Annotated in this window: 10 protein-coding genes; 1 reads left to right on the top strand and 9 read right to left on the bottom strand. The window is 61.8% G+C overall.

Annotated elements, in window-relative coordinates:
- Positions 1-92: 92 nt before the first annotated feature.
- From F6X37_RS34090 to norR, 8 genes are all read right to left on the bottom strand, one after another.
- Positions 93-368 carry an MFS transporter gene (locus tag F6X37_RS34090; RefSeq protein WP_262420128.1) on the bottom strand — a complete coding sequence of 92 codons (276 nt, stop codon included), beginning with the start codon at positions 366-368 and terminating at the stop codon, positions 93-95.
- A 48-nt stretch (positions 369-416) separates the two neighbouring features.
- The gene (locus F6X37_RS34085; RefSeq protein ID WP_187614403.1) at positions 417-2,036 is read right to left on the bottom strand and encodes a glycoside hydrolase family 43 protein; all 1,620 of its coding nucleotides are present in this window, start codon (positions 2,034-2,036) and stop codon (positions 417-419) included.
- A gap of 136 nt (positions 2,037-2,172) precedes the next feature.
- On the bottom strand, positions 2,173-2,991 hold the full coding sequence (locus tag F6X37_RS34080) for an HpcH/HpaI aldolase/citrate lyase family protein (RefSeq protein ID WP_187614401.1): 819 nt from the start codon (positions 2,989-2,991) through the stop codon (positions 2,173-2,175).
- The gene (locus F6X37_RS34075; protein WP_187614399.1) at positions 2,988-4,376 is read right to left on the bottom strand and encodes an MmgE/PrpD family protein; all 1,389 of its coding nucleotides are present in this window, start codon (positions 4,374-4,376) and stop codon (positions 2,988-2,990) included. Before F6X37_RS34075 ends, F6X37_RS34080 begins: the two co-directional genes overlap by 4 nt.
- Before the next feature lie 15 nt (positions 4,377-4,391).
- Positions 4,392-5,570, bottom strand: coding sequence for a CaiB/BaiF CoA transferase family protein (locus F6X37_RS34070; RefSeq protein ID WP_187614398.1), 1,179 nt, complete (start codon positions 5,568-5,570; stop codon positions 4,392-4,394).
- A 16-nt stretch (positions 5,571-5,586) separates the two neighbouring features.
- Positions 5,587-6,750, bottom strand: a complete 1,164-nt coding sequence (locus tag F6X37_RS34065) for an acyl-CoA dehydrogenase family protein (RefSeq protein WP_187614396.1) — start codon at positions 6,748-6,750, stop codon at positions 5,587-5,589.
- Positions 6,751-6,768: 18 nt separating this feature from the next.
- On the bottom strand, positions 6,769-7,611 hold the full coding sequence (locus F6X37_RS34060) for a MaoC family dehydratase N-terminal domain-containing protein (RefSeq protein ID WP_187614394.1): 843 nt from the start codon (positions 7,609-7,611) through the stop codon (positions 6,769-6,771).
- Positions 7,612-7,829: 218 nt separating this feature from the next.
- Positions 7,830-9,425, bottom strand: coding sequence for a nitric oxide reductase transcriptional regulator NorR (norR, locus tag F6X37_RS34055; protein WP_187614393.1), 1,596 nt, complete (start codon positions 9,423-9,425; stop codon positions 7,830-7,832).
- 138 nt (positions 9,426-9,563) lie between these two features.
- Here norR and hmpA point away from each other — a divergent pair, with 138 nt between their 5' ends.
- Complete coding sequence (gene hmpA, locus F6X37_RS34050) at positions 9,564-10,745, top strand: NO-inducible flavohemoprotein (protein WP_187614391.1); 1,182 nt, start codon at positions 9,564-9,566, stop codon at positions 10,743-10,745.
- Between the two features lie 133 nt (positions 10,746-10,878).
- Here the strand turns inward: hmpA and F6X37_RS34045 are convergent, their stop codons facing one another.
- Positions 10,879-11,922, bottom strand: a complete 1,044-nt coding sequence (locus tag F6X37_RS34045; protein ID WP_187614389.1) for a transporter — start codon at positions 11,920-11,922, stop codon at positions 10,879-10,881.
- Between the last annotated feature and the right edge of the window lie 272 nt (positions 11,923-12,194).

Below are 12,194 nucleotides of genomic sequence, written 5' to 3'. Positions count from 1 at the left end.
CCGGCGGCAGCAACCGCGCCACCGCTCTGTCCTTGAATGTCTTTCCGTAACGCGCCAACTTGTTCTCTCTTTATCGCCCCCAGATTCCAATTTTATCCAGGCGACAACCATTGTGACGCGGGGGGGCCGATCGTCGTCATCAGCCGCGGACCGAATTTGTCTGCAAGCAGGCCAGCCGGGATCTGACATAGCGCGTAGCTAAAGAAGAACGCGCTCAGGATTCCACCCATTTCCATCGCGGACAGATGAAACTCGGACGCAATGAATGGAATAGCCGCTGCCATGATCATTCTGTCCATGTAACAGAGCAGATAGACTGCGAACAAAATAAGCAGCACGAGGTAGCGATGTCTCCAACGAAAGCGCATGAGATCTTCCTTATTATTAAATGACAGCGATGACACGAAATCCGAGCTTTAGCCGATCAATTGGCGGTACGTGAACGACTTGAAATCGGCAGGCTCGCGAAAGCCAAGCATGTCGTTGACGGTGATACCTGCGAATGCCCCCGTGAAGCCGATGGGGGTTGCATATTCATCGCTGAGTTTCGTGAAATCCTTTTCCAGTTCAAGGTCATTCCAGTCACCGTGCGTCAAGCGATAGAAGAAGCGCAGTTTCGCGTCCACGACGCGAATCCGCAGGTCGATCCCGGTGGCCTCGGGCAGCGTCGCCAGTCGATTGCTGTAGGCGAAGCTGCCGGCATCCATTTCCATGTAGGACAGGATTTTTGTGCCGTCGTCGTCGCGCGTGACGAACAGATAGTAGAAGGTGTTCTCGTCGTAACGCGCCATGAGCCCAGCCATGTGCAGATATGACTTGGGTGAAAATTCCAGCGCGGTTTCGACTTCGAACTGCCAGTCACGGATGCGACAGGCCAACAAGCTTTGATGGAACCGCGAAGTCGGCGACTCTTGCCCCCTTATCCGCAGATAGCCCGGACGTTCGTGAAGATTGCACCAGTCGTCGCCGATGGGGATGCGCAGACTCTGCAGTTCCAGGGGCAGCGCGGCACGTTGTCCGAAATCGATCGTCCAACTGCTGTCGAGCCTTTGCTCGATATCCGAGCCGATCGCAAAAGATTCGGCGGGAACCACTCCGCCACTGGCGAGGCGGGGCCAGTCGGCATGCCATTCGATAGGTGCGACACAGGTTTCACGGCCTAGCGGCGAGCGCTTCGTGTGCGCATCGATTGGTCTCGATCCGAGGTACGTCATGTACCACTGGCCGTTGGGACCCTCGACCAGGTTGCCGTGGCCGGTCCGCTGAATCCGTCCATTCGCGTCGCGCGACGTGAGCATCGGCGTATCAGGATGAAGCTCGTATGGACCGAAAATGTCGCGAGACCTGGATACACACGTTGCATGTGTATAGCCTGTGCCCCCCTCCGCTGTGATCAGGTAGTACCAGTCTCCCTTCTTCAGTAAATGCGGAGCCTCGTAGATCTGACATTTCATGAAGTAATCGGTCTTCAGGTTGGCGCCTTTATAGATGACGTGCTCTTCGCCGATCAGCTTTTCCTCCTGCACCGAGTATTCCCGCAGAACGATTCCGACGAACAGGTCTTCGTAGATACCTCTGAAATCGCGCCGGATATAGGCGAGCCACTTTTTGCCAGATTCGTCGTGGAACAGGGATGGATCGTATCCACCGGACACGAGATGCACGGGCTCCGACCAGGGTCCGGTGATGTCCGGGGCGGTTACGAGATAGTTGTGCATGTCACGAAGCGGGGAGATCTTCTGCTCGCCTTTCCATGCCTTGGTGTCGGTATAGACGAGCCAATAAAGACCGTCGTGATAGGAGAGGGCTGGCGCCCATATGCCTCCGGACGGCTGCTCTCCGATCAGGTTCAATTGCGATAGTCTGTCGAGAGGCGTGGCCTTGAGTTCCCAGTTGACGAAATCTTTTGATTCGTAAATGAGAACGCCCGGATACCATTCAAACGTTGAAACCGCGATATACCAAGCATCCTTGCCACGGCACACGCAAGGATCCGGGTTGAAGCCGCGCAGAACTGGATTTTGAATAGTACTCATCGGGAGGGTATTTTTTGACGTCGTGAGAGGAACAGATCTTCTTTATCGACAACGTTGCGAGAAGACCGGCAGATGCTCAACCGGATGCCCTGAGCGCGCTCGCTCCCTCGACAAGGGGCGACGGAAAACCGCATTGTCAGAAGCTTTCGGCATCGCCCACAACCCTCCGCGCCCGCAGAATCACCGGCATATCGACCATCCTCCCATCCACGGCAACCGCGGCGCCATGGCTCGTCTCGACAGCCGCAAGCACCCGTTGCGCCCACTCCACCTCGGCGTCACTCCATGCATACGCGCGATGCACCGGCTCGATCTGCTTCGGATGAATGCAAAGCTTGCCGCCGAAACCGAACCGCCGGCCGCGCCGCGCATCAGCTTGCACCGCATCAGCATCGGTAATGGTCGTCGACACGCCATCCACCGGCGCACCAATGCCAGCCAGCCTCGACGCAAGCACGATCTGCGAGCGAAACAGATGCAACTCCTCGCCATCCCCATCGATGCCAAGATCGATCTGAAAATCCAGCGTACCGAAGACGATACGCAGCACGCGCGGCGCGCTGCATAGCTCCGCAAGATTCGCGAACCCGCGCGCAGTCTCGACAATCGGCAGCACGCTCAACGCCGGATGGGCGTTGGCCAGCACCGCGACGATCTGTTCGCGCGTCTCAGCCTTCGGCAGCACGATTCCGGCCACGCCGCTCTGCCCAACGAGCGCCGCAACGTCATCTGGAAACCATGGCGTATCCGAGCCATTGATGCGCACCCAGGCGGCCCGCGATGCGTTAGCCGACACCGCGGCCACAACCGCCGCACGCGCCGGCACCTTCTGATCCGGCTGCACCGCGTCTTCCAGATCGAGAATCACCGCATCCGCGCCGGCCGCATAGGCCTTGTCGAACCGCTCAGGCCGATTCCCAGGCACGAACAGATACGACCGGGGCAACGCGCTCATGCCGCCACCATCGTGCGCGAAGTTGCATCGAATACCGAGCCAATCTGCTTCTCTTCGGCAATCTGCCATGCGCGGCGAAGCAGTTGCGCCGCCTCCTCTTCGCTAGCCGCACCCGAAAACGCCGCCAGCCGATGCAGCTTCTTCGCAATCTCGTCGCGCGACAAGGTATTGCCTGGATCGCCCTTCGGCTCATCGACACGCCCATCGAACACGCGGCCGTCGGCCGTCGTCACCGTGACCTTGCCGATCCAGCGTGCGGGATAGGCGGCGTCGACTTCAGCGTCGAGCGCCATTGTGACCTTGTCGCGAAACGCGGCGATCTCGCTCGCGTCGAAACCCTGCTCGAATTCGGTCACGCCGGCATAGCCGTGATGCGCGACCAGCCCGAGCACTGTGCCCATGTTGAACTTCGCCTGATGTACGCTGCGCGGCGCGACCACGGGACCGAGCACATCGATCGCGCCTTGATGCACGTGCGCGACGACCTTCGCGATGTCGCGCGGCGCGAAACGATGCGTCTGCACGACGGCGAGCAGCGCATCGGCGGCCGGATGCGTATGGCGGCACGCCGCGTGATACTTGAACGACGTCTCCGCGGTCGCCCAGCGGCTGCCAAGCCGATCGACGAGGCGCGCCGGATCGGCGTCGCTCGACATGCCCGCGGCCATGCCCTGGGCGCCTTCGAGAATGTGCGTCGCGCCCTTGAAGCCGTCGGCGGCGAGTTGCGCGGCCATCAGGCCGTTCGCGGCGGCCATCGCGGTGTGCAGTTGCTTCGAGTCGGCGGCGTCGCGCAGAAATTCCCATAGGCCGCTCGCCTGCGTGCCCGCCGAGCCGAACGCATCGAGCATTTGGGACGGCAACAAACCCAGCAAGCGTCCTGCCGTTGCCGCTGCCGCGACCGTGCCGACCGTGCCCGTGGTGTGAAACACCTTGTAGTGCGAGCGCCCGAGAAATTCGCCGATGCGAATGCCGACCTCGTATCCCGCCACCGCCGCCGCGATGAAGTCGCGCCCCGACGCTCGCTTTGCCTGTGCCAACGCGAGCGCAACCGGAAACACCACGGTCGCCGGATGAAACACCGAGCCATTGTGCACATCGTCCTGTTCGGCGAAATGCGATGCCGCGCCGTTGATCATCGCGGCGAAATACGGCGTGGTTCGACCGCGGTCGATCAGCACCTCGCAGAGGCCCTCGTTCGTCGCCCCGGCTGCCGCGCGTGCGAACCGCGCGATCGTCTCGACCGGGCGCGCGCCTTTGCCGGCCAGCGCCGAGCCGAGCCAATCGACGTACAGGTTGACGGTACGCTCGACGACCTCGTGCGGAATGTGGTCGAAGTCGAGTTGCGCGGCGAAAGTGGCAAGCGTGAGACTGGGATGGTCGTTCATGGGGTCGTTACCGAATCAGATCGTGCCCGCCGCGCGCAGCGCGTCGATACGCCCATTGTCGTAGCCGAGCTCACGCAGAATTGCTTCCGTATGTTGACCAAGCGTGGGCACAGGGTCCATTCGCGGCTCGAGGTCGGAAGGCAGACCGGGCGGCCGCAATGCGGCTATCGTCCCCGTTGCCGTGCCGACTTCCTGCCAGCGCTCGCGCGCCTTCAGTTGCGGATGCGCCCACACGTCGGCGAGCGTATTCATCTGCGCGTTCGCGATGCCTGCCTCATCGAGTCGATCGATCACGTGCGCCGCGCTCTGCTTCGCGAACGCCGCGACGATCACCTCGCGCAAGGCGTCGCGCGCCGCAGTGCGTTTCGAGTTCGATGCAAAGCGTTCGTCGGTTGCCAGTTCAGGCTGTTCGAGCACGCGCTCGCAGAACAGCTTCCATTCGCGTTCGTTCTGCAGGCCAAGCATGACCGTCTTGCCGTCGCCAGCGGGAAACGGGCCATAAGGATAGATCGTTGCATGCGCGGCGCCCGCAAGCGCGGGCTGCGACTGACCGTCAATCGCGTAGTAGAGCGGATAACCCATCCACTCGACCATGCTCTCGAGCATCGATACATCGATGCGGCAACCGCGCCCTGTGCGCCCACGCTGCAACAGCGCGCTCAGGATGTTCGAATACGCGTACATGCCCGCCGCGATATCGGCGATCGAACAGCCCGCTTTCGCTGGCGCGCCGGGCGAACCGGTGATCGACAGGAAGCCGGACTCGCTTTGAATCAGCAGGTCGTACGCCTTCTTGTCGCGATACGGACCGTCCGCGCCGTAGCCGGAAATATCGCAGACGATCAACTTCGGATACTTGTGGCTCAATGTGTCGTAGCCGAGGCCAAGCCGTTCGGCCGCGCCTGGCGCGAGGTTCTGCACGAGCACGTCGGCATCGGCAACCAACGCATCGAGAATCCCGGCCGCCGCGGGCTGCTTCAGGTCGAGCGAAAGACTCTCCTTCGAGCGATTGGTCCACACGAAGTGCGACGACAGCCCATGCACACGTTCGTCATAGCCGCGCGCGAAATCGCCGACGCCGGGCCGTTCGATCTTGATCACGCGCGCCCCGAGATCGGCCAGTTGACGCGTGCAGAACGGCGCGGCAATCGCGTGTTCGAGCGTGACGACCTTGATACCGTCGAGTGGTCTCATGATGTCCGCCAGCGGGTCAGAACGAACGCGGCAGCCCGAGGATATGCTCGGCCACGTACGAGAGAATCAGATTGGTCGATATCGGCGCGACTTGATACAGACGCGTTTCACGAAACTTGCGCTCGACGTCGTACTCGCACGCGAAGCCGAAGCCGCCGTGAAATTGCAGGCACGCATTGGCCGCTTCCCACGACGCATCCGCCGCGAGCAGCTTCGCCATATTCGCCTGCGCACCGCACGGTTGATGTGCGTCGAAACGACGTGCCGCTTCGAAGCGCATCAGGCTCGCTGCCTCGACGTTGATGAACGAGCGCGCGATCGGAAACTGCACGCCCTGGTTCTGTCCGATCGGCCGGCCGAACACGACGCGCTCCTTCGCGTATTCGGTGACTTTATCGACAAACCAGTAACCGTCGCCGATGCATTCCGCGGCGATCAGCGTGCGCTCCGCGTTCAGGCCATCGAGAATGTATTTGAAGCCTTGCCCTTCCTCGCCGATCAGATTCTCGGCCGGAATTTCGAGGTTGTCGAAAAAGAGCTCGTTGGTCTCGTGATTGACCATGTTCAGAATCGGCTGCACGGTCAGACCATGACCGATCGCCTCGCGCAGATCGACGATGAAGATCGACATGCCCTCTGATTTCCTTTTCACGTCCGCGAGCGAAGTGGTGCGTGCGAGCAGAATCATCAGGTCCGAGTGTTGCACGCGCGAGATCCACACCTTCTGACCGTTGATCACGTAACGGTCACCGCGCCGCTCTGCGGTCGTCTTGATCTTCGTCGTATCGGTGCCGGTGGTCGGCTCGGTCACGCCCATCGATTGCAAACGCAGGTCGCCGTTCGCGATCTTCGGCAGATACCTGCGCTTCTGTTCTTCCGAACCGTGCCGCAGCAGCGTGCCCATGTTGTACATCTGCCCGTGGCACGCGCCCGAGTTGCCGCCCGCGCGATTGATCTCTTCCATGATCACCGACGCTTCCGTGAGCCCGAGCCCCGAGCCGCCGAAGTCCTGCGGAATCAGCGCGGCGAGCCAGCCGGCCTTCGTCAGCGCCTCGACGAACTCTTCCGGATAGCCGCGCGCCTCGTCGATCTTGCGAAAGTACTCGCCGGAAAACTGCTGACACAGATCGCGCACGGCCTCGCGAATGTCCTGGAACGAATCGTGTTGCGTGGTTTGCATAGTCGAGTCTCGCGGAATTCAGGCGAGCGCGGCGGTCGCGCGCATGGTCAGATAACCTTCGTGATCTTTCGCCCACAGGTCGATGGTCTTGCCGTCGGCGGCGGGCTTGCCGCATACCGTGAACGGCTGGTCCGCGAACGTGGGGCGAAGCGCGCGAAACGCGAAGCTTTGCAGCGTCGCTTGCGGCAGTTCTCGGCGCACGAGATCGACCAGCAGCGTCGCGATCAGCGGGCCATGCACGACGAGGCCCGGATAGCCTTCGACCTGCGTGACATAAGGATGGTCGTAGTGAATGCGATGGCCGTTGAAAGTCAGCGCCGAGTAGCGCAACAGCATCACGGCATCGGCGTCGATCGTGCGGCGCCATGTTTCGTCTTCGGGCGCGGGCGCCGGCTGTTGCGGCCGCGCGCCCTCCTGCGGCGCGTCGCGATAGACGATGTCGTGCTCCTCTTCGAGCTTCAACTCGCCATCGACTTCGATCGTATGTTGCACGGTGACGAACACGAGGCGTCCCGAGCGGCCGGTCTTGTCCTCGATATTGGCGATCGTCGACGTGCGCCGCGCATGCTCGCCGATCTTCAGCGGCGCATGAAACGTGAGCCGGCCGCCAGCCCACATGCGGCGCGGCAGTGGCACGGGCGGCAGAAAACCGCCACGCTTCGGATGTCCGTCGGGACCGACTTCGGAGAGCGGCGCGACCGGCAGAAAGTACAGCCAGTGCCACAACGGCGGCACGGTGTTACCGCTTTCCTCGCGATCGAGCGTGGCGGCAAGCGCCTTCAATGGAAACGCGGTGATGTCGTCTTCGGCCACCGCCTGCTTGTTGAGCCAATCGTCGAGTTTCTCTGGGGCAGCGGACATGACAAAGTCTCCAGATTCAGTGTGTTGGTCCTCGTTAGGACCCACTATGACCGACGCGGTGCGTTCCGCGAAGTTCGATTTTCCGAAGCGGGCCTTTGTTTTTCGTTAAGACGTTGAGCCCAGCGAGGGGCGCTGACGATCTGTTGTCGGCGCGATCGGCGATTCGATGTGGCTTGACCTTAGTGCCGGGCCGCGACGGCACCCCTGCGCCTGTTCGCTCATTTGAGCCCGAGCCGTTTAGCCAGCCGATTCAGATTCGCCCGGTCCAGCCCCAGCTCGCGCGCGACCGCCGCCCAGTTCTGCCTGTTGCGGATCAGCGCTTCGAGAACGAGATTGCGTTCGAACTCGGTGACCGCGCTGCGAAAGTCTTTCGTCTCGCTTTCCTCGCTCTGCGTGGCGATTTGATTGGCTTGATGATCTTGTGCGTCCGACAACGCGAAGTCCGCGGCCGTCAACGTCAGAATACGGCGGCGCTCACGATTGGCCGCCAACGCCTTCAGCGCACTACGTCCGATCAGATGCTCCAGTTCGCGCACATTGCCGGGCCATGAGTAGTGCAGCAATGCGGCCTGCGCGTCAGCCGCAAGACGCAGGCTCAGCAAACCGAGCCGGGAGCGATTGTCTTCGAGGAAGAAGCCCGCCAGCAGTAGCACGTCGCGGCCACGCTCGCGCAACGGCGGCACGCGCAGCGGATACACGCTGAGGCGATGATAGAGGTCGGCGCGAAAGCGGCCCGCGCGCACTTCTTCGGCGAGGTCGCGATTGGTTGCGGCGATGAGCCGCACGTCGACTCTGTGTTCGTGGTCCGAGCCGATGCGCTGCAACTGGCCGTTCTGCAGCACGCGCAACAGCTTTGCCTGCACCGCGAGGGGCAACTCACCGACTTCGTCGAGGAAAATGGTGCCGCCGTCCGCGAGTTCGAACTTGCCGCGTCGATCCGCCGAGGCTCCCGAAAACGCGCCGCGCACGTGCCCGAACAGTTCGCTCTCGACGAGCGTATCGGGCAACGCCGCGCAGTTCAGGCTGATCAGCGGCTTGTTCGCGCGCGGCGACAGCGCGTGGATCGCATTGGCGACAAGTTCCTTGCCGACGCCGGTCTCGCCGGTGACGAGCACGGTCAGATCGCTGGCGGCCACCACCTCGATCTCCTTGATCATGCGGCGATGCGCGTCGCTGCTGCCGATCAGCTCGCGCCGGCTCTCGCTGCTCGCCAGCCGATACGCTTCCGCGCGGCGCTGCGCCTCCTCGCCATTGCGCGCCAACGCGTCGATGCGTTCGACGACGCTCACGGTCGCGGCCGCGAGGCCGAGAAACGCCTGCAGCGAGGCCATGTCGAGTGTGTCGAAGCGCGCCGGGTCGAGTGCGTCGAGCGTGAGCAAGCCCCAAGGCTCGCCGCGGATGAACAGCGGACACCCCAGACAGTCATGCACTTCGAGGTGCCCGGGCGCCATGCCTTGCACGAGGCCATCGTAGGGATCGGGCAGATCGGAGTCGGCGGCGAAGCGCGTCGGCCCTGGCTGGGCCAGCAGCTCCTGAAAGCGCGGATGCTCGGCGACGCGAAAACGCCGCCCGAGCGTATCGCTGCTCAAGCCGTCGATGGCGAGCGGCACCAGCGTATCGCCTTCGAGGCGTAGCAGAGCCGCCGCGTCGCCCGGAAATAGCGAGCGCAGCGCGCTGAGCAGCCGCCGATAACGCTCGCGCTCGGACAGCTCGCGCGACAGGTCGAGAATCAGCGGGGTAAGAACATCGAGGACCGCCCCTGTAGTCAGATCGACTACGGGTTGAGTCTTTTCGACTAGGGTCGAATGAACCATCTTAATTGCCAGATCGTTGATCTAAATGCATTTTATACCTGGCACGAATCGTGGATAGCAGAGGCAGTCTGCCGAAACCGGCTGTGACATTCGCTGATAGGCAGACGCTCACTCAGACTCTCACCAGGACTTAAAAACATGCTATCCGCCGAACACCGCGCCATCATCAAAGCAACCGTGCCGCTCCTGGAAAGCGGCGGCGAGGCGCTCACCACGCACTTCTACAATCTGATGCTCAGCGAGCATCCGGAAGTGCGCCCGATGTTCAATCAAGCCAATCAGGCAAGCGGCGCGCAACCGCGCGCGTTGGCCAACGGCGTGCTGATGTATGCGCGCCATATCGATCAGCTCGAGCAGTTGGGCGGGTTCGTCGCGCAGATCATCAACAAGCACGTGTCGCTGAACGTGCAGCCTGAGCACTATCCGATCGTCGGCAAGTGTCTGCTGCGCGCGATTCGCGAAGTACTCGGCGCGGACGTCGCAACCGACGGCGTGATCGAAGCGTGGGCCGCCGCGTATCAACAACTCGCCGATCTGCTGATCGGCCTCGAAGAAAAGATCTACGCCGAAAGCGCAGCAGCGCCCGGCGGCTGGCGCGGCACGCGGTTGTTCCGCGTCGCGCGCAAAATGCGTGAAAGCGACGAGATCACGTCGTTCTATCTGCGTCCCGATGACGGCGGCGAATTGCTCGCGTTTCAGCCGGGTCAGTACATTGGCGTACGTCTGGTGATCGACGGCGAAGAAGTGCGTCGCAACTATTCGCTGTCCGCAATGAGCGATGGCCGCGAATATCGCATCAGCGTGAAGCGTGAACCGAATGGCACCGTGTCGAAGTATCTGCACGAGCAGATCAAGGAAAGCGACTCGCTCGAGCTGTTCGCGCCGTCCGGCGAATTTACGCTGCGACCTGGCGACAAGCCGTTGGTGCTGATCAGCGGCGGTGTTGGCATTACGCCGACGATGGCGATGCTGCAGGCCGCGCTGAAGACCAATCGTACGGTGCATTTCATTCACGCGGCCCGTCATGGTGGCGTGCATGCATTCCGCGGCGCAATCGATGCATTGGCCGCACGCCATCCGCAACTGAAGCGCTTCTATTGCTACGAGGAGCGCCGTGATGGCGATGCCGAAGCGCACGCGCTCGGTTACGTCGACGAAGCGAATCTGAAGAAGTGGTTGCCGGAAACGCGCGATGTCGACGTGTATTTTCTCGGGCCCGTCGCGTTCATGAAGGCGATCAAGAAAGGCCTGAAGGCGATCGGCGTGCCGGAATCGCAGAGCCGTTATGAGTTCTTTGGGCCGGCTGCCGCGCTCGAATAACGCACTCGAGTAATCGACGGGTACTTGCCCACTTTGAACCGCTGCGAAGCGTATTCGAAGACGGGCATGTTCGGGCTTCGATCACGCCGGCGGGTTTGGCCTCGTAAAAAGCGGGCCAAATTTGCCGCGCCTTCTAGCGCTCCCTCCTGCGGCGAAACGCCCACCAGCCCGTCAGCCCGGTAAAGCCGGCGACCAGCACCACCATCAGCCAGAAGCCATGCTTGTTCTCGGCGAGCGGAATGCCACCGACGTTCATGCCGAAGAAACCGGCGACGATATTGATCGGCATCACCAGTACCGTGACTAGCGTCAGGGTAAATAGCGTCCGGTTGTTCTGCTCCTCGAGGCCCGAGGTGATTTCTTCCTGCAGCAATCTGACCCGCTCGATCAATCCCGCTACGTCCGAAAGCACGACCGAGAACTCCTCCGTCGATTCACGCAGATCTTGCACGTCTTCCGCATGAAGCCACCGAGGCGGCCTCGCCAGCAAGCGGAAAATCGCGCCCGGTTCGGGTGCCAGCATGCGTTGCAGGCGTGTCAGCGTGCGACGCATCGCGCCGAGGTCCAGGCGGTTTTGCGTCGGCCGTTGCGACAGAAAGCGATCCTCGATTCGATCGACGTCGGCACTGGTTCGGCGGACGATCTGCACGAGCAGGTCGGCCTGGTCGCGCATCAGATGAACTAGCAGTTCGGCAGGTGACCTGAATATTTCACCTTCGCGCACCGACGCGCGCAAACGGTCGACCGAGCGCAGCGGCTTCAGCCGCGCCGTCACGATGAGCCGCTTATGTGCGTAGATCCACAGCGTCGCGATTTCTGACGGGATGAATTCGAGGTTGAACATGACGTCGTTGACGACCGCGCGCAGTGCGCCGTCCGCATGCTCGATCCGCGTCGAATGCGAGCCTTCGCGCAAGGCGTCGAAAAAGGTTTCGGGCAGATCGAGTTGCGTGCGCATCCAGCGCTCGCTCGCGCTATGCGCGAGATTGAAGTGAAGCCATAGAAATTCGCCAGCGTCCGTCGCGCTAGTGCCGGCATCGTCCTCGCGCTCGCGGTACCAGTCGATGACTTCGTCCGCGTCGATCGGCCGCCCGGCGAGCGTCGGCGAAAACCGGAAACCGCAGACCATACCCGACGAATCCGCGCCGTAGGTTTGCATTGCCAGATCTGATTTCATAGGTCGTTCGATGCCAGCGCTTCCGAAAGGAATACGTGAGCATAGCGCGAACAATTGAAAGAGAGTTGACGCGCGCACTTTCCGGCGTCGTATTGTCGAATTGTGGCGGCTGGATTGTCTCCGAAACGTCATCTCTGCCGATGACGGCCGCGTAAACGCAAAAACCCCACCGCGGCGGGTGGGGTTTCTGACTGGAGGGGAGCCTGACGATTACCTACTTTCACACGGGCAATCCGCACTATCATCGGCGTGGAGTCGTTTCACGGTCCTGT

The sequence above is a fragment of the Paraburkholderia sp. 31.1 genome, assembly GCF_014397645.1.
GTDB lineage: Bacteria > Pseudomonadota > Gammaproteobacteria > Burkholderiales > Burkholderiaceae > Paraburkholderia > Paraburkholderia tuberum.
This window is presented reverse-complemented; position numbering and strand designations above follow the sequence as displayed.